General features: G+C 71.1%; 17 protein-coding genes and 1 pseudogene. 15 read left to right on the top strand and 3 right to left on the bottom strand.

The genetic code is table 11. The features are described from left to right. The 6 genes from AC3A5R_RS05775 to AC3A5R_RS05750 all read left to right on the top strand — a co-directional run bounded on the left by AC3A5R_RS05775 (nucleotide 1) and on the right by AC3A5R_RS05750 (nucleotide 7,517). Nucleotides 1–1,479 carry an MmgE/PrpD family protein gene (locus tag AC3A5R_RS05775; protein WP_487619773.1) on the top strand — a complete coding sequence of 493 codons (1,479 nt, stop codon included), beginning with the start codon at nucleotides 1–3 and terminating at the stop codon, nucleotides 1,477–1,479. Then, complete coding sequence (locus AC3A5R_RS05770) at nucleotides 1,476–2,633, top strand: beta/alpha barrel domain-containing protein (protein WP_487619772.1); 1,158 nt, start codon at nucleotides 1,476–1,478, stop codon at nucleotides 2,631–2,633. The genes AC3A5R_RS05775 and AC3A5R_RS05770 overlap by 4 nt, the downstream gene beginning before the upstream one ends. Next, the gene (locus AC3A5R_RS05765; protein WP_487619771.1) at nucleotides 2,630–3,898 is read left to right on the top strand and encodes a CaiB/BaiF CoA transferase family protein; all 1,269 of its coding nucleotides are present in this window, start codon (nucleotides 2,630–2,632) and stop codon (nucleotides 3,896–3,898) included. The genes AC3A5R_RS05770 and AC3A5R_RS05765 overlap by 4 nt, the downstream gene beginning before the upstream one ends. After that, the gene (locus AC3A5R_RS05760; protein ID WP_487619770.1) at nucleotides 3,895–5,358 is read left to right on the top strand and encodes an aldehyde dehydrogenase family protein; all 1,464 of its coding nucleotides are present in this window, start codon (nucleotides 3,895–3,897) and stop codon (nucleotides 5,356–5,358) included. The genes AC3A5R_RS05765 and AC3A5R_RS05760 overlap by 4 nt, the downstream gene beginning before the upstream one ends. A gap of 25 nt (nucleotides 5,359–5,383) precedes the next feature. After that, complete coding sequence (locus tag AC3A5R_RS05755; protein ID WP_487619769.1) at nucleotides 5,384–6,163, top strand: enoyl-CoA hydratase/isomerase family protein; 780 nt, start codon at nucleotides 5,384–5,386, stop codon at nucleotides 6,161–6,163. Nucleotides 6,164–6,245: 82 nt separating this feature from the next. Further along, on the top strand, nucleotides 6,246–7,517 hold the full coding sequence (locus tag AC3A5R_RS05750; protein WP_487619768.1) for an MFS transporter: 1,272 nt from the start codon (nucleotides 6,246–6,248) through the stop codon (nucleotides 7,515–7,517). Nucleotides 7,518–7,713: 196 nt separating this feature from the next. Here the strand turns inward: AC3A5R_RS05750 and AC3A5R_RS05745 are convergent, their stop codons facing one another. Together AC3A5R_RS05745 and AC3A5R_RS05740 are read right to left on the bottom strand one after the other, a co-directional pair. Next, entirely contained in the window at nucleotides 7,714–8,022 is a 309-nt protein-coding gene (locus AC3A5R_RS05745) for a hypothetical protein (RefSeq protein WP_487619767.1), read from the bottom strand. A gap of 153 nt (nucleotides 8,023–8,175) precedes the next feature. Further along, nucleotides 8,176–9,183 carry a LacI family DNA-binding transcriptional regulator gene (locus tag AC3A5R_RS05740; RefSeq protein ID WP_487619766.1) on the bottom strand — a complete coding sequence of 336 codons (1,008 nt, stop codon included), beginning with the start codon at nucleotides 9,181–9,183 and terminating at the stop codon, nucleotides 8,176–8,178. A gap of 172 nt (nucleotides 9,184–9,355) precedes the next feature. Between AC3A5R_RS05740 and AC3A5R_RS05735 the strand changes: the two genes are divergently transcribed. The 8 genes from AC3A5R_RS05735 (at nucleotide 9,356) to AC3A5R_RS05700 (ending at nucleotide 19,305) form a co-directional block, all read left to right on the top strand. Beyond that, nucleotides 9,356–10,876, top strand: coding sequence for a sugar ABC transporter ATP-binding protein (locus tag AC3A5R_RS05735; RefSeq protein WP_487619765.1), 1,521 nt, complete (start codon nucleotides 9,356–9,358; stop codon nucleotides 10,874–10,876). After that, nucleotides 10,873–11,979, top strand: coding sequence for an ABC transporter permease (locus AC3A5R_RS05730; protein WP_487619764.1), 1,107 nt, complete (start codon nucleotides 10,873–10,875; stop codon nucleotides 11,977–11,979). The genes AC3A5R_RS05735 and AC3A5R_RS05730 overlap by 4 nt, the downstream gene beginning before the upstream one ends. Next, nucleotides 11,976–13,019, top strand: a complete 1,044-nt coding sequence (locus AC3A5R_RS05725) for an ABC transporter permease (protein WP_487619763.1) — start codon at nucleotides 11,976–11,978, stop codon at nucleotides 13,017–13,019. The genes AC3A5R_RS05730 and AC3A5R_RS05725 overlap by 4 nt, the downstream gene beginning before the upstream one ends. Nucleotides 13,020–13,035: 16 nt before the next feature. Continuing rightward, nucleotides 13,036–14,082 (top strand): rhamnose ABC transporter substrate-binding protein, encoded by a 1,047-nt coding sequence (gene rhaS, locus AC3A5R_RS05720; protein ID WP_487619762.1) that lies wholly within the window; start codon nucleotides 13,036–13,038, stop codon nucleotides 14,080–14,082. Between the two features lie 148 nt (nucleotides 14,083–14,230). Continuing rightward, nucleotides 14,231–14,617, top strand: a complete 387-nt coding sequence (locus AC3A5R_RS05715) for an L-rhamnose mutarotase (protein ID WP_487619761.1) — start codon at nucleotides 14,231–14,233, stop codon at nucleotides 14,615–14,617. A gap of 4 nt (nucleotides 14,618–14,621) precedes the next feature. Beyond that, on the top strand, nucleotides 14,622–15,785 hold the full coding sequence (gene rhaI, locus AC3A5R_RS05710; protein ID WP_487619760.1) for an L-rhamnose isomerase: 1,164 nt from the start codon (nucleotides 14,622–14,624) through the stop codon (nucleotides 15,783–15,785). Between the two features lie 3 nt (nucleotides 15,786–15,788). Next, nucleotides 15,789–17,849, top strand: a complete 2,061-nt coding sequence (locus AC3A5R_RS05705; RefSeq protein ID WP_487619759.1) for a bifunctional aldolase/short-chain dehydrogenase — start codon at nucleotides 15,789–15,791, stop codon at nucleotides 17,847–17,849. 4 nt (nucleotides 17,850–17,853) lie between these two features. After that, a complete protein-coding gene (locus AC3A5R_RS05700) occupies nucleotides 17,854–19,305 on the top strand; it encodes a rhamnulokinase (protein ID WP_487619758.1) in 1,452 nt (483 codons plus the stop codon). An 80-nt stretch (nucleotides 19,306–19,385) separates the two neighbouring features. On the opposite strand, the pseudogene AC3A5R_RS05695 reads toward AC3A5R_RS05700, so the two are convergent. Beyond that, nucleotides 19,386–19,475, bottom strand: a pseudogene (locus tag AC3A5R_RS05695) (hypothetical protein); the annotation flags it as partial. Nucleotides 19,476–19,570: 95 nt separating this feature from the next. Here AC3A5R_RS05695 and AC3A5R_RS05690 point away from each other — a divergent pair. After that, nucleotides 19,571–20,353, top strand: coding sequence for an SGNH hydrolase domain-containing protein (locus AC3A5R_RS05690; protein ID WP_487619757.1), 783 nt, complete (start codon nucleotides 19,571–19,573; stop codon nucleotides 20,351–20,353). Nucleotides 20,354–20,372: the final 19 nt, after the last annotated feature.

Below are 20,372 nucleotides of genomic sequence, written 5' to 3'. Positions count from 1 at the left end.
ATGACCACTTCCGGCTCAGCACCTCCCCCGCCGCCCCACCCGCAGGACCGCTCGGACGCGCTGCGTGGCGCCGACGACGGGGCCACGTACGCCGTCGCCTCCTTCGCCGTCCAGGCGGCCGCTCGGCGTGCGGGCAGCGCGCGGTCCGACGCCGTACTCTCCTCACTCGTCGACACGCTGGCCGTGGGCGTCGCGGGTGGCCGCACCGCTGCCGTCGAGGCTCTCCTCGGCCTGCTCGAGGAGGAGCCGGCGCCCGGTGGCTGCAGCATCTGGGGCTCGGACCTGCGCGTCGGTCCGTCGGCCGCGGCACTGGTCAACGGCACCGCCGCCCACGCGCTGGACTGGGACGACGCCTCGCCCACGATGCCGATGCACCCGGGGGCGGTGCTCTTCCCCGCGCTGCTCGCGCGGGTCGGGGTGACGCCGGTGACCACCGACCGGTTCGTCTCGGCGTACGCGGTCGGCTCGGCGGTGTTCCGTGCCGTCTCCGAGGTGCTGCCCCTCGAGGTGCACTACGGCCGCGGATGGCACAACACCTCGACGACCGGCCGCCTCGCGGCCACGGCCGCGCTGGCCAGCCTGGCCGGGCTCGACGTGGAGACGACGCGTCATGCCCTCGGCCTGGCGGCCTCCACGGCGTCGGGGAGTCGGGCCAACTTCGGCACCATGACCAAGCCGCTCCACGCCGGGCTGGCCGCCCGCGACGCGGTCACCGCCGTGGCGCTGGCCTCCCGCGGGTTCACGTCCCGGGTCACCCAGCTCGAGGCGCCCGGAGGCTTCTTCGCGCTCTTCGGCGAGACCGACGCGGCGACGCTCGCCGAGCTTCCCGAGCGGCTCCGCCGCTGGGAGGACGGCTGGAGCGACGACTGGGCGATCAAGCGCTACCCGTCCTGCTACGCGACGCACCGGGCCATCGACGCCGTGCTCGACCTGCGCCCCGGGCTCGACCTCACGGCGATCTCGTCGGTGGAGGTCACGGTGCACCGCGGCGGGCTGAAACCACTCCTGCCGCACCTGCCCGGCAGTGGGCTGGAGGGCAAGTTCAGCCTGCCGTACACCGTGGCGCGGGCTCTGCGGACGGGGCTGGTCCGGCTCGCCGACTTCACCGACGAGGCCGTCCGCGACGCCGCGGTGCGCTCGCTGATGGACGCGGTCGTCGTGCGCGAAGGCGCGGACCCGGACGATCCGGCATCGACCGAGCCGTTCACGGTGCTCACGGTGCGGACCGCCGACGGTGCGACGCACACGCGACGCGTCAACGTCAGCCGGGGGGACTCGCGCAACCCGCTGACCCCGGAAGAGCTGGAGGACAAGGCGATCGACGCCTTCGCCTCCGTCGGCTGGGCGTCCGGTCGGACGCGCGCGCTCCTGTCCGACCTGACCGCACAGTGGCGAGGAGGCGACCTGGCCGGTTTCCAGGACGTGCTCGCCGGTCCGCCCGTGGGCGCGCCGGTTCTCGTGGGGAGGACGGAGGCATGAGCGGTCTTCCCCGTGTCGAGATCGTCGAGGAGGGCATGCGCGAGGGCATGCAGATCGAGAGCGCCGAGATCCCGGTCGAGGCCAAGATCCGACTGCTCGACGCCCTCTCCCGGACCGGGCTCCGCACCATCCAGGTCGGCTCGTTCGTGAGCCCCAGGTGGGTGCCGCAGATGGAGCACATCGAGCAGGTCATCGCGGGCTTCACGCCGGTCCCGGGCGTCCGGTACACCGCCCTGGCCCTGAACCAGAAGGGCGCCGAGCGTCGCGCCCAGCACGTGCCGCCGCTGGCCCCGCAGGAGGCGGCCGCCCGCACGACGGTCCACCTCTGCGACGTCTTCGTCCAGCGCAACACGGCGCGCACCCAGGCCCAGGAGATCGCCGCCGTGCCCGCGACCGTGGCCTCCGCCGTCGAGCGGGGCGTGACCGAGGCCGTCGTGGCCATCAACGCCGCCTGGGGCTCGAACTGGCTCGGGGCGTTCTCGCAGGAGCGGCGCACGGAGCTCATCGGGCTGCAGATGCAGGCCTGGGAGGCGGCCGGGATCACCCCGCGCACCGTCTGGATCGGCGACCCGATGAGCTGGAACTCCCCGCGCGCCGTGGAGGAGCAGCTCCAGGTCATCCGCCGCGAATGGCCGCAGGTGCACACCTTCCACCTGCACCTGCACGACGGCCGGGGGAGTGCCCTGACGTCGGCCTACGTCGCGCTGAGGGCGCTCTCCTCGGAGCACACGCTGGTGCTGGACGCGTCGATCGGTGGGATGGGCGGGTGCCCTTACTGCGGCAACGGCCGTGCCACGAAGATGATCCCCACCGAGGACCTGGTGGACCTGCTCGAGACCGAGGGCATCGACACCGGCATCGACCTCGCGAGCCTTGTCGAGGCCGCGCACCTGGCCGAGGAGGTCGTCGGCCACCCGCTGTACGGCAAGGTCAGCAAAGCCGGACCGCGGCCGGGGGCCGAGGCGCTCTACCCGATGGACATGCCGCTCGTCGAGACCGAGGAGCAGGCGCAGCACTTCCGTCTGGGGCCTTCGACGTATGCCGGGTGCCCCCGTCCGTGGAGGCAGCCGATCACCTCGCCCGCGCGGGACGAGATCGACGGGACCCGCCGCGCCGGCGGTCCCGAGGAAGGCGCACGGGAGGACGTGCCATGACAACGACGGAGTCGATGATGGAGAGCCAGATCCCCACCGGGACCGCACCGGGGTCGCTCGTCGGCCTGCGCGTGGTCGAGCTGGGAACCAGCGTTGCCGGGCCCACGACCGGCCAGATCCTCGGTGACCTCGGCGCCGAGGTCATCAAGGTCGAGCGGGTGGGTGCCGGTGACGACACGCGCGGCTGGGCGCCCCCGTACTGGGGGAGCGAGCCGATGGCGTTCCTCGGCCTGAACCGCAACAAGAAGAGCCTGGCACTGGACTTCAAGGACGGCCGCGGCTCGCAGGTGCTCGAACGGCTCCTCGCCGACGCCGACGTCCTGGTCCAGAACCTGCGGCCCGGCGCTCTCGCGAAGGCCGGCTTCGACGCCGAGCGTCTGCGCGAGCTCAACCCACGCTTGGTCTACTGCGAGATGAGTGGCTTCGGCTCCGTCGGCCCGCGAGCCAGCGAGCCGGCGTACGACCCACTGCTGCAGGCGTATTCAGGCATCGTCAGCATGCTGGACACGGGCGAGGGGCCGCCCATGCGGGTGCCGCTGTCCATCCTCGACAAGGGCACGGGCATGTGGGCCGTCATCGGCATCCTCGACGCCCTGCGCCGTCGGGACCAGTCGGGGGAGGGGAGCCACGTGCAGGTGTCGCTGCTGCAGACGGCGGTCTCCTGGGTCGACCAGAAGGTCATGGGCTCCAGGGCGGGCAACCCGGCACCGCGCAACCTCGGGTCGGGCCATGCAGGTGTCGTCCCCTACGGCGCGTTCCCCGTCGCGGACGGTCATGTCTTCATCTCGGCGGGCAACCAGACCCTGTGGACGCGCCTCGTCGGGGCCCTCGGGGCTCCCGAGCTGCTGGGGCGGCCGGGCTTCCGGTCCAACCCGGAGCGCGCGGAACACCGTGCCGAGGTCAACGAGGCAGTCTCCGCAGCGACGCGTGCCTTCACGGCCGAGGACCTGCTGGAACGCCTTGCGGCTGCGGGCGTCCCGAGCGCGCCGGTGCGACCGGTGCACGAGGTGGCCGACGACCCGCAGGTGCGCGCCGTGGGTCTCGTGACGCCGTTGCCGCACCCCAACGTGCCCGAGCTCGAGGTCGTGCACCTGCCGGTGACCTTCGACGGGGCGTACCTGCCGCACCAGTGCCCTCCTCCGGAGCTCGGGCAGCACAGCGCCGAAGTGCTCCAGGACCTGGGCTTCAGCGACGACGAGATCGACGGGATGCTGGCGGACGGCGTGGTCGGGTGTGCGGAGGCAGCTGTGGGGTCGCCCGCATGAGCCCGCCGCTGCTGTGCGCGAGCCACTGGTCGGGGCGCTACTTCAGCGACGGCTGGCAGCCCGGCGCATCCCAGGGGCCCGTCACCGAGAAGGCGACCGGGAACCGGCTGGAGACGGTCGGACTCGCCGACGCGTCCGCCGTGGAGCGCGCCGTCGACGTGGCGGCGGCCGCGCAGCCGGGATGGGCGGCGCTCGGCTACGACACGCGCGCCGCGGTGCTGCGCCGTGCCGGACTGCTCTTCGAGCAGCACGCGGACGAGGCGGCTGAGTGGACGGCGCGGGAGTCGGGGGCGCCGTTGTCCATGGCCCACCGTGCCCAGGGCGTGGCGGCGCAGGAGTGCTTCGAGGCGGCCGGCCTGGCGAGCGCACCGTACGGCGAGCTCCTGCGATCGACCGCCCCCCGCCTCTCGTTGGCGCGCCGGAGGCCGGTGGGCATCGTGGGCGTCATCGCACCCTTCAACGCGCCGCTGCTGCTCGCGATCCGGGCGGTCGCTCCGGCACTCGCCCTGGGCAACGCAGTCGTGCTGAAGCCAGACCCGCGGACCGCCGTCAGCGGTGGCGTGCTCATCGCGCGGGTGTTCGAGGAGGCCGGGCTGCCGGCAGGTCTGCTGCACGTGCTCCCCGGTGGGGCAGACGTCGGCCAGGCTGTGGTGGCCCACCCTCGAGTGCCGGTCATCTCCTTCACGGGGTCGACGCCGGCCGGCCGGGCCATCGCGCGCGCCTGCGCCGACCAGCTCAAGCGCGTCCACCTCGAGCTCGGTGGCAACTCCGCCCTCGTCGTCATGGCCGACGCGGACGTGCGGAGGGCGGCCGCGGCCGGTGCGTTCGGGTCGTTCCGCCACGCCGGCCAGATCTGCATGGCGAGCGGGCGGCACCTCGTGCACGAGTCCGTCGTGGACGACTACCTCACCGAGCTGACGCGCATCGCCACGTCGACGAGGGTCGGCGACCCGCTCGGCGCGGGCGTCGGCTACGGCCCGCTCATCGACGCGGGTCAGCGCGACCGCGTCCACCGCCTCGTGACCCAGTCGGTGGAGGCCGGTGCGACGCTGCTCGCCGGCGGCACGTTCGAGGGCCTCTTCTACCGGCCCACGGTGCTCTCCCAGGTGCCCGTCGAGGCACCCGCCTACGCGCAGGAGGTGTTCGGCCCGGTGGCGCCGGTGGCCTCCTTCGCCGACGCGGACGAGGCCGCCGCTCTCGCCGCCGACTCCTCCTACGGGCTCTCGCTCGGCATCATCACGCGCGACGTCATGGGGGCGCTCGAGCTGGCCGACCGGGTGCCGACCGGGTCGGTGCACGTCAACGACCAGACGATCAACGACGAGCCCACGGCTCCGTTCGGTGGTGTCGGCGAGTCGGGCCTGGGGGCGCGCCACGGCGGCCACCAGTCATACCTCGAGGCGTTCACCGAGCTGCAGTGGGTCACCGTGCGGCGCGAGGCGCCCGTCTACCCCGTCTGAAGCTGCCCGACCGAAAGGACGACCCATGACCGACGACATCCTCCTCGTCGAGGACCGGGGCCACGTGCGCTACCTCACCCTCAACCGGCCCGAGGTGCGCAACGCGCTGAACCGCGATCTCAACGACCGCCTCGTCGACGCCGTCATCGAGGCCGACCACACCCCCGAGGTGTATGCCATCGCCATCACCGGTGCCGGTTCGGCGTTCTGCTCCGGCGCGGACCTCAAGGACGCGCGGGACCTCGCGGCGGCGGGCAAGCCGTTCTACGGGCCGCTCCACAACAACCGCCGCAGCCTCATGGAGGTGATGATCGACTCGCGCAAACCGACGCTCGCGATCATCAACGGGCCCGCGATGGCGGGCGGCTTCGAGCTGGCGCTCTCGTGCGACATGCGGATCGCCGCCGAGGACAGCGTCTTCCGGGTGCCCGAGGCAAAGCGGGGCCGCGGAGCGCACTTCGCCTCGGTGCTGCTGCCGACCACGGTCCCCCCGGGCATCGCGATGGAGTGGCTCTACACCGGTCGGCGCATCGCCGCCACAGAGCTGGAACGGTGGGGACTGCTGAACCGCCTGGTCCCCGGCGACCAGCTGGAGGCCGCGGCCACGGCCCTGCTGGACGACGTCGTCGCCTCGGCGCCGCTGTCGCTGCAACGGCTCAAGCTGACCTATCGCAAGACCGCGGGCATGTCGCCGCACGCCGCCATCCGGCTGGACACCGGCCCGGACGTCTACCTCTCCGAGGACCAGAAGGAGGGCGCGCGGGCGTTCCTCGAGAGGCGAGAGCCACAGTGGCAGGGCCGTTGACGGGCTCGGCCCACGCCGCGTCGGGTCGCAGGACCGGGTGGTTCGCGCGGCGGAACGACGGACCACGCCCGCAGGTGCTGCCGTGACCGCGCTGGAGCAGCGGGAGGAGCTGCCGCCGCGAGGCCTGCGCCACTCGCTGCGCGCCTTCCGCCACCGCGACTACGCCGTCTTCTGGGTGGGGGCCATCACCTCCAACACGGGCGGGTGGCTCTCCAACCTGACCGTCCCCTTCGTCGTCTACGCCGTGACCCACAGCGCGTTGTGGGTCGGGCTCGTGAGTGTCTTCCAGTTCGTGCCGAACATCGCCTTCGGGCCGTGGGGTGGTGTGCTCGCAGATCGGCACGATCGGCGCCGCGTCCTGCTCGTCACCCAGTCCGGGATGGCCCTCAGCGCCCTGCTTCTGTGGCTCGTGTGGACGGGGGGTGTGCGCGAGCCGCTCATCGTGATGGCACTTGTCGGGGTCGCCGGCATCTTCCAGGGCATCAACATGCCGAGCTGGCAGTCATTCGTCAACGACCTCGTTCCGCGTTCCGACCTCGACTCTGCCGTCGCGTTGAACTCCCTCCAGTTCAACGCCGCCCGGTCGCTGGGACCCGCGGTCGCCGGACTGATCCTGGCGACCATCGGGCCGGGACCGGCTCTCCTGCTCAACGCGCTGTCCTTCGTCGCCGTGCTCGTCGCTCTGGCGGCACTCAGGGTGCGCAACCGTCCGCGGACAGCGGACCCCGCGCCCGTCTGGCGTCAGTTCGCGACGGCGGTCGGCTACATCCGGGGGCAGCCCGGAATCCAGATGGGCCTGCTCGTCGCGGTCGCGGTAGGTCTGCTCGTCAACCCGATCTTCCAGTTCACCGTCGTCTTCGCCGGCAGCGTGTTTCACGTCGGTCCCTGGACCCTGGGGCTGCTCAATGCCGCCCTCGGTGTCGGGGCGCTGGTCGCCGCACCGGTGCTCGCAGGTTGGAGCCACATCCTTCCCCGGTCGCTGCTCACGCAGGTCGGCCTGATCGGGCAGGCCCTGGGTCTCGCTGGATTCGCACTCTCCCCGTCGCCCGGCTGGGCGGCGACAGCTCTGCTCGTCGTCGGCTGGGCTCTGCTGCTCACCATCTCGGCAACCAACACGGCGGTGCAGATCATCGTGGCCGACCGGCTGCGCGGCCGGGTGCTCGCGGTGCGGATCATGGCTTACACGGGATGCTTCCCGGTGGGGGGCCTTGCTCAAGGTGCCCTTGCGGACGTCTTCGGCCCACGAGCCACGGTGCTCGGCGCCGGGCTTGTGCTGCTGGTGCTCGCCCTGGTGCTGTCATCGTGGCGCGGGCCGTTGCGGATGCAGCGTCTGGATGATCCCCACGACGGCTGACAGCCAACAGTGTGCGCGTACGCGAAGCTCATCAGTGGCTGGCGCGAATACGTGCAGAAGCTGAGGCCATTCCGGGAGCGGGCCAACGCAGGACGGCGGTTCGCAGGGCCGCCGGGCTCGAGCTCCACCGGGCCGCGCGCGGAACTGGACTGTCAGCGGGAACGTGAGTCGGCACGGCAGGGGTGTGGAGGCCCGGTCAGGCGGTGGCCCTCTCCGGAGGAGCCACTGCGGCCGGGTTCGGCAGCTCCGAGCGCGAGGCCGCTGGGAGCGCGGTCGGAGCAACTCCCAGGACGGCGTCGACCTGCTCGAGGGTGAGGTGCCTCCCGATCCCGGACATCGAGACGATCACGTCGGCCAGCAGCGCGATCTCCAGCAGCAGGGCCGTGTCGACCAGCTCGGCCCCGGGCCGGCCGAGAAGCGCAGCCTCGCCGTGTCCGTGGGGCTCGACCGGCCGCGAGCATGCCGACGGTGCCCGCTCCAGGTCGCTGTCATCGAGGGTGCACATGTCACCGGACCCCACTGCACCGTTCACACGCCAGCTCACCCGATGGCTTTAGGCGCTGACGAGAACAGGCTATGCGCGGACCGCTCCGGCGTCCTCGATTCGCCACATCCGGACGTCACATCCGGACGTCACACCCGGAGGGCGGTGGTGGACTCAGCCCAAGGTCGACGCGCGGGCGACGATCTCCGGGGTGAACTCGACGTGCCGGTGACGGTGTCCCGGGTCGGTCGTCTCCTCCAGCAGGAGCTCAGCCGCTCGTTGGCCGAGCAGATGGCGCGGCTGGCGCACCGAGGTGAGCGGCACGGCTGCGGCACCGGCGAACTCGATGTCGTCGTAACCGACGATGGCGAGCTCACCGGGCACCCGGACGCCGAGCGCGACGCACTGCTGGAGCAGCCCCAGCGCGACCAGGTCGTTGGCGCAGAAGGCGGCGGACGGGCGTCGCGATCGGGGGAGACCGGCGATCCGCGCGCCCGCGAGTCGTCCAGCGGCGACCGTGAGGGCATCGGTGCCAACTGGCACGAGTCGGTCGGCCGGGAGCCCCGCCTCGCGGATGGCAGCAGTCGCCCCGGCGCGACGGTCGCGGACCTGACCGATGGAGTCGGGGCCGCCGACGAATGCGATGCGCTCATGGCCGCGGTCGATGAGGTGCTCGACGGCGAGGCGGCCGCCGTACACGTCGTCGACCGCCACGCTGCAGAGCAGCTGGTCCTCCCGTCGGCGGTCCACGATGACCACGGGAGTGCCACGTTCGGAGACCTGGACCAGGGTCGGGTCGTCGGGCTGCACCGGCGTGACCAGCACCCCGGCGACGCGCTGCTCTTCCAGCCGGCTCAGGTACACGCGCTCCCGCTCGAGGCTGTTGTCGCTGTTGCACGTGTAGAGCACGAGGTCCGCGCCGGACGCGGCGTCCTCGATGCCCCGCGCGACGTCGGTGAAGAACGGGTTGGCCACGTCGAGGACCACGTAGGCGAGCGTGCTGCTGCGTCCGGCCCGGAGCAGGCGGGCGCTCTCGTTGCGGACGAAGTTGAGCTCGGCCATGGCGCGCTCGACGCGTTGGCGCGTCTTGGCGCTGACGCGCTCCGGACGGTTGAGCACGTTGGAGACGGTCCCGAGCGACACGCCTGCAGCGAGGGCGACGTCCTTGACGCTGACCGACATGGCGCTTCCTAAAACTATTCAACGGGCTCGGGTGGCCTCACCTTATCCCCGGCATCGGACGAACGTGTAGTTGGCGCAACGGTTTCTGTGGATCGCGGCGAATCCCTTGACGCTCCTGACGGGCGCGGGTACCTTCGCCGTATTGAAACCTTTCAATGAGGCAAGGTGCACTATGAACGAACCGCGGCCACCCGCGATTCTGGAACTGCGCGAGGTGTCGAAGTCCTTCGGCCCCGTCGTCGCACTGAGGTCAGGGAGCCTCCTGGCCCGCGCCGGCTCGATCCACGCGCTCGTCGGCGAGAACGGCGCCGGCAAGTCGACGCTGGTGAAGATGGTGGCCGGTGTCCACCGCCGCGACAGCGGGGAGTTCCTCCTCGACGGCCAACCGGTCGACTTCGGCTCCACCGCCGAGTCCAAGGCCGCGGGCGTCGCCGTCATCTACCAGGAGCCGACGCTGTTCCCGGACCTGTCGGTCACCGAGAACATCTTCATGGGCCGGCAGATGCTCGGTCGAGGGCGTCGTATCGACAAGCCGGCGATGTACGCCGAGGCTGCGCGGCTCTTCGCGGGGCTGGGCGTGCACATCGACCCGCGCCGTCCGGCCCTCGGCCTGTCGATCGCCGACCAGCAGATCATCGAGATCGCCAAGGCCATCTCCCTCGACGCCAAGGTCCTCATCATGGACGAGCCGACCGCGGCGCTGTCCGGCGTCGAGGTCGAGCGCCTCTTCACCGTCGCCCGCCAGCTGCGCGACGAGGGCCGCGCCATCGTCTTCATCTCCCACCGCTTCGACGAGGTCTTCTCCCTCTGCGACACCGTCACCGTCATGCGCGACGGCGCCTACATCGACACCCGCTCCATCGCCGAGACCTCCGTCGGCGAGATCGTCAACCTCATGGTCGGCCGGGAGGTCGAGGACCTCTTCCCCAAGGTGGCCGCCGAGGTCGGCGAGGTCGTCCTCGAGGTCGAAGCCCTCAGCTCCACCGGCACGTTCCACGACGTGTCGTTCTCGGTCCGACGCGGTGAGATCGTCGGGCTCGCCGGGCTCGTCGGCGCCGGGCGCAGCGAGATCGCCCGCGCCGTCTTCGGCGTCGACCGCTACGACTCGGGCACCGTCACGATGAAGGGTGCCGCGGTGCCGGCCGCGAACCCGACGGCCGCGATCCGGTCCGGCATGGCGTTCATCCCCGAGGACCGCCGCAAGCAGGGCCTCGTCACCGACGCCTCGGTCGCTGACAACATCGCCTCGGTCATCCGGCACAAGCTGACGACGGCCGGCCTCATCACCCGCTCCCGGGAGAACCGGGCGAGCGGCCCCTGGGCGGCGCGGCTCGAGGTCAAGACGAACGCCCTGGACATGGCGGCCAACACGATGAGTGGCGGCAACCAGCAGAAGGTCGTCATCGCCAAGTGGCTCGCCTCCGAGCCCGACCTGCTCATCATCGACGAGCCCACCCGCGGCATCGACGTCGGCACCAAGGCCGAGGTCCACCGCCTGCTGTCGGAGCTCGCCGGCCAGGGCATGGCGATCCTCATGATCTCCTCCGAGCTGCCCGAGGTCCTGGGCATGGCCGACCGCGTCCTCGTCGTCTGCGAAGGCCGGCTCACCGCCGAGCTCTCGCGCGAGGACGCGACGCCCGAGCGGGTCATGCGCGCCGCCACCGCCACGTCGAGCCAGGAGGCCGCCTCATGACGCCCCAGACCCAGACCGCCTCGGCCCCCGACGCCCCCGACGCCGCAAGCCAGGCCGAGCACTCCAGCGAGGAGGTCGCCCTCCTCGTCGAGCCCAGTGCGCTGTCCGACCGCGAGCGGATCCTCAAGACGCTGCTGCGCTCGCGCGAGCTGTCGATCTTCATCGTCCTCGTGCTCGTCATCGCCGCTGCCACGATCAAGAGCCCGACGTTCCTGTTCAGCCCCAGCGGCTGGCGCGACCTGCTGCTGACACCGGCGATGCTCGTCGTGCTGGCCGTCGGGCAGACCGTCGTCATCATCACCCGCAACGTCGACCTGTCGGTCGGCAGCGTGCTCGGCCTCACGGCGTACATGACCGGCCGGCTGTTCATCGACCACCCGGACCTGCCGGTCGTCGCCGTCTTCGTCGCAGCCGTCGTGGCCGGGGGAGTGCTCGGCCTGGTCAACGGTGTGCTCGTCGGCTACGGACGCGTGCCCGCCCTCGTCATCACGCTCGGAACGCTCTACATCTTCCGCGGCGTCCTGCTGACGTGGGCCGGCTCGAGCCTGGTCTCCGCCTCCGAGATGCCCCCCGGCTTCCTCGATCTCGGCACGGCGCAGATCCTCACGATCCCGGTGCTCTTCGCGCTCGCGGTCGTCATCACCGTCGCCGTCGGCTACTACCTGCAGACCGCCCGGTCCGGGCGCGAGCTGTACGCGGTCGGCTCCGACCCCGACGCAGCGGTGCTCTACGGGCTGCCGGTCCGCGGACGCGTCATCGGCGCGTTCGTCCTCAGCGGCGCCCTCGCCGGCCTCGCCGGCGTCATCTACGCCGCCCGGTACGGGACGGTCTCCTCCGACGCCGGCACCGGCATCGAGCTGCAGGCCGTGGCCGCGGCGGTCATCGGCGGCGTCGCGATCTTCGGTGGCTCCGGCACCGTCTGGGGCGCGGCCATCGGCGCGGTCCTGCTCGTGACGATCAACCGAGCCCTGCCGATGGTCGGCATCTCCGACTTCTGGCAGCAGGCCCTCGTCGGCGCGCTCATCATCGCGGCGATCATCCTCGACCGGGTCCTGTCCGCCCGCCAGGCCCGCAAACTCATCGAAGCAAGGGACGAGTCATGAGCACCAAGACGTACGCGGCCTACGCCCGTCCGCTGTGGCGGCGGCTCCTGCTCAGCCGTGAGGCCGCGATGATCGGTCTGGTCGTCGTCGTCTACCTGTGGGGCTACAGCAACATCCCCTACTTCGGTGACACGCTCACCCTGACCTACCTCCTCCTCGACGTCACGACGATCCTGCTCATCGCCCTGCCGATGACCCTCATCATCATCACCGGCGAGATCGACCTGTCGGTCGCCAGCGTCGTCGGCCTGTCGAGCGCCACCCTGGGGCTGCTGCACGAGCACGGCGTCGGCATCGTGCCCTCCTTCGTCCTCGCCCTGCTCGTCGGGCTGGTCTGCGGGGCCTTCAACGGCTTCCTCGTCGCCTACGTCGGGCTGCCGTCGCTGGCGGTCACCATCGGCACCCTGGCCCTCTACCGCGGCGTCGCCGTGGGCCTGCTCGGCACCACCGCCGTCACCGGCTTCGCGAACGACTGGACCAAGCGCGCGTCGCAGGTCCTCGGCGGCAGCGGCGTCCCGAGCGTCATGCTCGTCTTCCTCGTGCTGCTCATCGTCTTCTCCCTGGTGCTGCACTTCGCGCCCTTCGGCCGTGGCATCTACGACATCGGGCTGAGCAGCGAGGCCGCGGTGTACGCCGGCGTCAAGGTCAAGCGCACCAAGTTCATCCTGTTCTGCCTCACCGGAGTCGTGTCGGCGCTCGCCGGCGTCTACTTCACGCTCCGGTTCGGCAGCGCCCGTGGCGACAACGCCACCGGCCTGGAGCTGCAGGTGATCGCGGCGGTCCTGCTCGGCGGCGTCTCGATCTTCGGCGGCCGGGGCAAGCTGCCCGGCGTCGTCGCCGGCGTGCTGCTCATCGGCGTCATCTCCAGCGCCCTGCGCCTGCAGGGCGTCACGGTCAACGTCATCAACATCATCATCGGACTGCTGCTCGTGCTGTCCGTGATCTCCACAACCGTCCTGGCGTGGGTCTCCGACGTCGCAGCCAGGCGTACCCGGGCCAGAGGCCCTCGACAGACGCCACTCAGCGTCGGAACCAAGTGAAAGGACATCAACGAAGATGCACACCATGACGCGACGCAGCGCGGTCCTCGGCGCTGCAGCCCTGTCCATGGCCCTGGCCCTCACGGCCTGCGGCAAGGCCGAGACGCCCACCGCGGCCGCCGGCACGGCCGGTGGCACGAGCGGCGGCAAGGCCCTCAACGTCGTCTTCATCCCGAAGAACCTCGGCAACCCGTACTTCGACGCCAGCGACGCCGGTGGCAAGGAGGCCGTCGAGTCCCTCGGCGGCACCTACTCCCAGGTGGGCCCGCAGACCGCGAGCCCCGACGCTCAGGTGCAGTACATCAACACGGCTGCGCAGCAGCACGTCAGCGCCATCGTCATCTCGGCCAACGACCCCAAGGCCATCGGTGACGCCCTGACCCAGGCCAAGCAGGCCGGCACCAAGGTCGTCACCTTCGACTCCGACACCGACCCGCAGTACCGCGACCTCTTCGTCAACCAGGCCTCGCCCGAGGGCATCGCCAAGGCGCAGGTCGACGGCATCGCCAAGCAGATCGGCGACTCCGGCGAGATCGCGATCCTGTCGGCGGCCGCCAACGCGACCAACCAGAACACCTGGATCGACCTGATGAAGAAGGACCTGGCCTCCAGCCACCCGAACATCAAGCTCGTCGACACCGTGTACGGCAACGACGACGACCAGACCTCCTTCGACAAGACCGCCGCGCTCCTGCAGACCCACCCGAACCTCAAGGGCATCATCAGCCCGACCACGGTCGGCATCGCCGCCGCGGCCCGGTACCTGTCCACCTCGGACAAGAAGGGCAAGGTGGCCCTGACCGGTCTCGGCACGCCGAACCAGATGCGCGAGTACGTCAAGAACGGGACCGTCAAGGAGTTCTACCTCTGGAACCCGACCGACCTCGGCTACCTCGCCGGACAGGCGGCGGCGGCCCTCGTCAACGGCACCATCACCGGCAAGGAGGGCGACTCCTTCAAGGCCGGTCGGCTCGGCGAGTTCAAGGTCGGCGCCAACGGTGAGGTCCTCCTCGGGGACCCGACCGGCTTCAACGCCGGCAACATCGACCAGTTCAAGTTCTGACCGGTCGCCACCGGTCCGACCGACCGTAGACCAGCACTGACCGGGCCGCCACACGCCGGCGGCCCCGGCCAGGGCCCCCACGGCCTCGAACCCACAGGACCCCGATCCCGCGGCTACGACCCCACCGTGCCACCCGAAGGAGGGCGTGATGCCTCGCGTCTGCTTCCAGCTCCAGGTGCGCCCCGAGCGCCTCGAGGACTACAAGGCCCGACACCGCGCGGTCTGGCCCGACATGCTCGCGGCCCTGCACCGGACCGGCTGGAACAACTACTCCCTCTTCCTGCGCGGTGACGGCCTGCTCATCGGCTACGTCGAGACACCCTTTCTCGAGGCGGCGCAGGCCGGCATGGCGCAGACCGAGGTCAACGCCCGGTGGCAGGCCGAGATGGCCGAGTACTTCGTGGACCTCGACGACACCACCCCCGACCAGGGCTTCCTCCAGCTCGAGGAGATCTTCCACCTCGAGGACCAACTCGACGCATTCGACCAGCGCGACCCGCTCCAGCAGCCGCCCCACGACCCAGATGTGAAGTGACGACATGACAACGTTCGAATCGATCTCCGACCGGCTCGGAGAGCTCGCCATCGAGGTGCCCTCCTGGGCCTACGGCAACTCCGGCACGCGGTTCAAGGTCTTCGGCTCCGCGGGCACGCCCAGAAGCGTCGAGGAGAAGATCGCCGACGCCGCCGCCGTGCACCGTTTCACCGGGCTGGCACCCTCCGTCGCCATCCACATCCCGTGGGACACCGTCGAGGACTACGCCGCCCTCGGGCGTTTCGCCCAGGACCACGGCGTGCGGCTCGGCACCGTCAACAGCAACACCTTCCAGGACGACGAGTACAAGCTCGGCAGCCTGACCAACGCCGACCCCGGGGTGCGGCGGCGCGCCGTGGAGCACAACCTCGAGTGCCTCAAGATCATGAACGAGACCGGCTCGCGAGACCTCAAGATCTGGCTCGCCGACGGCACGAACTACCCGGGCCAGGGCGACATGCGCCAGCGGCAGGACTGGCTCGCCGAGGGGCTCGCGGAGATCTACGCGCACGTGGGGGAGGAGCAGCGGCTCGTCCTCGAGTACAAGTTCTTCGAGCCGGCGTTCTACCACACGGACGTCCCGGACTGGGGCACGTCCTACGCCCACGTCGTCGCCCTGGGCGAGCGGGCCATGGTGTGCCTGGACACCGGTCACCACGCACCCGGCACGAACATCGAGTTCATCGTCGCCCAGCTGCTCCGCCTGGGCCGGCTCGGCTCGTTCGACTTCAACAGCCGGTTCTACGCCGACGACGACCTCATGGTCGGGGCGGCCGACCCGTTCCAGCTGTTCCGGATCATCGTCGAGGTCATCCGCGGCGGCGGCTACGGGGCCGGCTCGGACGTCGCGCTCATGCTCGACCAGTGCCACAACATCGAGAAGAAGGTGCCGGGCCAGATCCGCTCGGTGCTCAACGTCCAGGAGATGGTCGCCCGTGCGCTCCTGCTCGACACGGCGGCGCTCGAGGCGGCACGGCAGACCGGCGACGTCCTCCTCGCGAACGAGATCTTCATGGACGCCTTCTACACCGACGTCCGCCAGCCCCTCGCGCAGTGGCGCGAGAGCCGCGGCCTCCCGGCCGACCCCATGCGCGCCTACCTGGCGAGCGGATACCAAGAGCAGATCGAGCGCGACCGCGTCGGCGGTGCGCAGGCAGGATGGAACTGAAGCATGTCCCCGAACACCAGCAGCACCGCTCCGAGCAGCGCAGTCGCAGAGCTCATCTCGCGCTCCAACCGGCTGGGCAGCGACCCGAAGAACACGAACTACGCCGGCGGCAACACCTCCGCCAAGGGCGTCGAGACCGACCCGGTGACCGGCCAGGACGTCGAGCTGGTCTGGGTCAAGGGATCCGGCGGTGACCTCGGCACGCTCAAGCCCGAGGGGCTGGCCGTCCTGCGCCTGGACCGGATGCGCGCCCTCGTCGACGTGTACCCCGGCCTCGAGCGTGAGGACGAGATGGTCGCGGCGTTCGACTACTGCCTGCACGGCAAGGGCGGCGCCGCTCCCTCCATCGACACCGCCATGCACGGCCTCGTCGACGCCGCGCACGTCGACCACCTGCACCCCGACTCGGGCATCGCGATCGCGACCTCCGCCGACGGCGAGGAGCTGGCCGCCAAGATCTTCGGCGACAAGGTCGTCTGGGTCCCGTGGCGTCGACCGGGCTTCCAGCTCGGCCTCGACATCGCCGCCATCAAGGAGGCCAACCCGCAGGCCATCGGCTGCATCCTCGGCGGCCACGGGGTGACCGCGTGGGGCGCGAGCAGCGAGGAGTGCGAGCAGAACTCGCTCTGGATCATCCAGACGGCCGCCGCGTACATCGAGCAGAACAGCAAGCCTGAGCCGTTCGGGGCCGAGCTGGCCGGGTACGGCGCCCTGCCCGAGACCGAGCGCCACGCGCGGGCGGCCGCCATCGCCGCGACGATCCGCGGGATCGCCAGCACGGACCGACCCATGGTCGGCCACTACACCGACTCGGACGTCGTCCTCGATTTCCTCGCCCGCGCCGAGCACCCGCGCCTGGCCGACCTCGGCACCAGCTGCCCGGACCACTTCCTGCGCACCAAGGTCAAGCCGCTGGTTCTCGACCTGCCGGCCACCGCCACGGCCGAGGAGATGACGGCCCGGCTCAAGGAGCTGCACGAGCCCTACCGCGAGGACTACCGCGGCTACTACGAGCGCAACGCCACGCCCGACAGCCCGGCGATCCGCGGCGCCGACCCGCTCATCGTCCTCGTGCCCGGTGTCGGCATGTTCTCCTACGGCAAGGACAAGCAGACCGCCCGCGTCGCCGGCGAGTTCTACGTCAACGCCATCAACGTGATGCGCGGAGCCGAGGGCCTGTCGAGCTACGCCCCGATCGACGAGGCGGAGAAGTTCCGCATCGAGTACTGGGCGCTCGAGGAGGCCAAGCTGCAGCGGATGCCGAAGCCGAAGCCGCTCGCCACCCGCATCGCCCTCGTGACCGGCGCCGCGTCCGGCATCGGCAAGGCCATTGCGAACCGCCTTGCGGCAGAAGGTGCCTGCGTCGTCGTCGCCGACCTTGACCTCGACAAGGCCCGCAACGCAGCCGCCGAGATCGGCACCACCGACGTCGCGATCGGCGTCCAGGCAGACGTCTCGGACGAGGCCGCCGTGCAGGCCGCCGTCGACGCGGCTGTCCTCGCCTTCGGAGGGCTCGACCTCGTCGTCAACAACGCCGGCCTCTCGCTGTCGCGGTCGTTGCTCGAGACCTCGGTCGCCGACTGGGACCTGCAGCACGACGTCATGGCCAAGGGATCGTTCCTCGTCTCCCGGGCCGCGGCCAGAGTCCTCATCGACCAGGGGCTCGGCGGCGACATCGTCTACATCTCGAGCAAGAACTCGATCTTCGCCGGTCCCAACAACATCGCCTACAGCGCGGTCAAGGCCGACCAGGCCCACCAGGTTCGGCTGCTCGCGGCCGAGCTCGGCCAGTACGGCGTCAAGGTCAACGGCGTCAACCCCGACGGCGTCGTGCAGGGCTCGGGCATCTTCTCCAGCGGCTGGGGCGCCAACCGCGCGGCCGTGTACGGGGTCGACGAGAAGGACCTCGGCGCCTACTACGCCCAGCGCACCCTGCTGAAGAAGGAGGTCCTGCCGGAGCACTGTGCGGCAGCGGTCTTCGCGCTCGTCGGCCCGGACATGTCCCAGACCACCGGCCTGCACGTGCCCGTCGACTCCGGCGTGGCCGCAGCGTTCCTGCGGTGACGGCATGAGCTCGAACCCCTCAGGGACGGCACTCGTCGCCGCGGTCGACCTCGGCGCCACGAGCGGTCGGGTCGTCCTGGCCGAGGTCGGACCGGACCGGCTCGAGCTGCGCGAGACGGCACGGTTCGCCAACGGTCCGCTGCGCCTGCCGTCGGGGCTGCACTGGAACCTGCCCTCGCTGTATGCCGGAGCGCTCGGCGGCCTGCGGGCCGCCGGGCGTGAGGCCGCCCGGGCCGGCGGCCTGGCCAGCGTGGGCATCGACGCGTGGGCGGTGGACTACGGGCTGGTGCGCGGCGACCGGTTGCTCGGGCTCCCGTTCCACTACCGCGACGAGCACCGTTGCGCCGTCGGGCCGGCCAACGCGCACGCCCTCGTCGGCCAGGACGAGCTGTACGCCCGCAACGGGTTGCAGTTCCTGCCGTTCAACACCGTCTACCAGCTGGCGGCCGACCCGTGGACCGAGCTGGCCGACCGCATGCTGCTGGTGCCGGACGTCGTCGCCTGGTGGCTCACCGGGCGGATGGTCGCCGAGCGCACCAACGCCTCCACCACGGGGCTGCTCGACCCACGCACGGGGGTTTGGGACGGCGAGCTGCTCGACCGTCTCGGGGTGCCGTCGCACCTGCTGGCCGACCTCGTCGACCCGGGGACGACGATCGGCGCGATGACCGACCAGGTGGCCGGCGACACCGGCCTGCCAGGCGTGCCCGTGGTCGCCGTCGGGTCGCACGACACGGCCTCCGCCGTCGTCGGCGCCCCGCTGCAGGGCGACGACGCGGCGTACCTGTCGCTCGGCACGTGGGGGCTGGTCGGCGTCGAGCTGGCCCACCCCGTCGTGACGGACGCCGCGCGAGTCGCGAACTTCACCAACGAGGGCGGCGTCGACGGCCGCACCCGGTTCCTCACCAACGTCATGGGCACCTGGATCCTCAGCGAGGCGCTGCGCGCCTGGGACCGCGAGGACCGCCTGCCTGCCGGAGGCAACGACCTCACCGGGCTGCTCTCTGCCGCAGCGGAGGTCGACCCGGCGTCCGTGCCGGTCATCGACGTGCAGGACCCGCGCTTCCAGCCCCCGGGGGACATGGGCGAGCGCATCGCGAAATGGTGCGTCGACCACGACCTTCCGGCACCGGCGACGCGCCCGGCGATCGTGCGAACCATCGTCGAGAGCCTGGCCGACGCGTACGCGGCGGCCGTCGACACCGCAGCCCGACTGACCGGCAGGCGTGTCGAGACCATCCACGTCGTCGGTGGTGGCTCCCGGAACCGGCTGCTGTGCCAGGCGATCGCCGACCGGTCGGGCCGACACGTCGTGGCCGGACCGGTCGAGGCCACGGCTCTCGGGAACGTCCTGGTCCAGGCACGGGCGGCGGGGGTCGTGGGCCCCGACCTGGCCGAGCTGCGGGCGCTCGTGGCTCGAACGCACGACCTTCCGCGCTACGAGCCCCGCTCGTGACGCCGGCGATCTGACGGACGCGACGGAGACGGGTCGGGTGGGGCGCTCCACCCGACCCGTCTCCGGGCTCGGTGTCGCGGTCAGGCGACGGTCAGGACGACGCGCGCGTAGCGGGTCAGCGGGAAGGTGCCGTCGTCGGTGGCCTGGAAGATGAACGACTGTGTCTGCCCGGCCGTGCGTCCGCCGGGATGGTGACGGTCGTCGTCGACGCGCTCGCGTCCGCGACGGAGACCGCGCGCACCCCTCCTCGCGGTACTGCCACCGCGTGGTGCTCAGGGCGATCCTGGTCGGTGTCGACGGCGAGCCCACGCAGCGTGACGGCCTCACCGGGGGAGGTGCACAGGACCCTTTGGCCACCGTCGCGCTCGATCGTCCTGATCGGCGACTCCCACTCGCAGCACTGGATGCCAGCGCTCGAGAGGCTCTCCCGCGAGCGGAACTGGACCATCTACACCTTCGCAAGGCCGCCTGCACCGTCGTCGACGCCCGGGTCTGGCTGACCGCCGAGAAGCACGAGTACACCTCGTGCGCCACGTGGCGAAAGGCCATGGTGGAGCAGGTGAGCTCGATGAAGGGCCTGGACGCGGTACTGATCGGCCGGTGGATGGACTACCAGGACCTCGTCATCAACCCGGACGGCAGCCACACGACCGCCGAGACGGTGGTGGGCCCGTGGCAGGCGGCCGCCGAGCGAAGCTTCTCGCGCTTCACCAAGGCGGCACCGCGGATCCTGGTGATCCGTGACGTTCCGCGGCCGAAGGGCAACGTGCCGACCTGTCTGTCACGCCATGAGGGTGAGCCGGACGCCTGCGCCTTCCCGAAGCAGGGGCACACCCACCTGGACGAGCCACTCGTGAGGGCCGAGCTGGCGGCGGCCCCCAAGGCCGTCCGCACCATTGACCTCACCGACCGCCTGTGCCCCACGAGCACCTGCCCTGTCGTCGAGGACGGCGTGGTGATCTACCGAGACAACCACCACCTCACCGTGCGGTACGCAGCGGGGCTGGCCGACCCCCTCGGTGACGCGATCGAAGCCGCTCTCCGGTAAGCGGTAGGACAGCCGCCGC

The organism is Intrasporangium sp. Soil_C_50 (genome assembly GCF_057656595.1).
Note: the sequence above shows the minus strand (reverse complement) of the source record. Positions and strands in the feature narration are given on the sequence as shown.

Bases quoted from the DNA above. Each gene is read 5' to 3' on its own strand.
- AC3A5R_RS05775 (WP_487619773.1), top strand. From the start codon at position 1: ATGACCACTTCCGGCTCAGCACCTCCCCCGCCGCCCCACCCGCAGGAC.
- AC3A5R_RS05770 (WP_487619772.1), top strand. From the start codon at position 1,476: ATGAGCGGTCTTCCCCGTGTCGAGATCGTCGAGGAGGGCATGCGCGAG.
- AC3A5R_RS05765 (WP_487619771.1), top strand. From the start codon at position 2,630: ATGACAACGACGGAGTCGATGATGGAGAGCCAGATCCCCACCGGGACC.
- AC3A5R_RS05760 (WP_487619770.1), top strand. From the start codon at position 3,895: ATGAGCCCGCCGCTGCTGTGCGCGAGCCACTGGTCGGGGCGCTACTTC.
- AC3A5R_RS05755 (WP_487619769.1), top strand. From the start codon at position 5,384: ATGACCGACGACATCCTCCTCGTCGAGGACCGGGGCCACGTGCGCTAC.
- AC3A5R_RS05745 (WP_487619767.1), bottom strand. From the start codon at position 8,022: ATGTGCACCCTCGATGACAGCGACCTGGAGCGGGCACCGTCGGCATGC.
- AC3A5R_RS05740 (WP_487619766.1), bottom strand. From the start codon at position 9,183: ATGTCGGTCAGCGTCAAGGACGTCGCCCTCGCTGCAGGCGTGTCGCTC.
- AC3A5R_RS05735 (WP_487619765.1), top strand. From the start codon at position 9,356: ATGAACGAACCGCGGCCACCCGCGATTCTGGAACTGCGCGAGGTGTCG.
- AC3A5R_RS05730 (WP_487619764.1), top strand. From the start codon at position 10,873: ATGACGCCCCAGACCCAGACCGCCTCGGCCCCCGACGCCCCCGACGCC.
- AC3A5R_RS05725 (WP_487619763.1), top strand. From the start codon at position 11,976: ATGAGCACCAAGACGTACGCGGCCTACGCCCGTCCGCTGTGGCGGCGG.
- rhaS (WP_487619762.1), top strand. From the start codon at position 13,036: ATGCACACCATGACGCGACGCAGCGCGGTCCTCGGCGCTGCAGCCCTG.
- AC3A5R_RS05715 (WP_487619761.1), top strand. From the start codon at position 14,231: ATGCCTCGCGTCTGCTTCCAGCTCCAGGTGCGCCCCGAGCGCCTCGAG.
- rhaI (WP_487619760.1), top strand. From the start codon at position 14,622: ATGACAACGTTCGAATCGATCTCCGACCGGCTCGGAGAGCTCGCCATC.
- AC3A5R_RS05705 (WP_487619759.1), top strand. From the start codon at position 15,789: ATGTCCCCGAACACCAGCAGCACCGCTCCGAGCAGCGCAGTCGCAGAG.
- AC3A5R_RS05700 (WP_487619758.1), top strand. From the start codon at position 17,854: ATGAGCTCGAACCCCTCAGGGACGGCACTCGTCGCCGCGGTCGACCTC.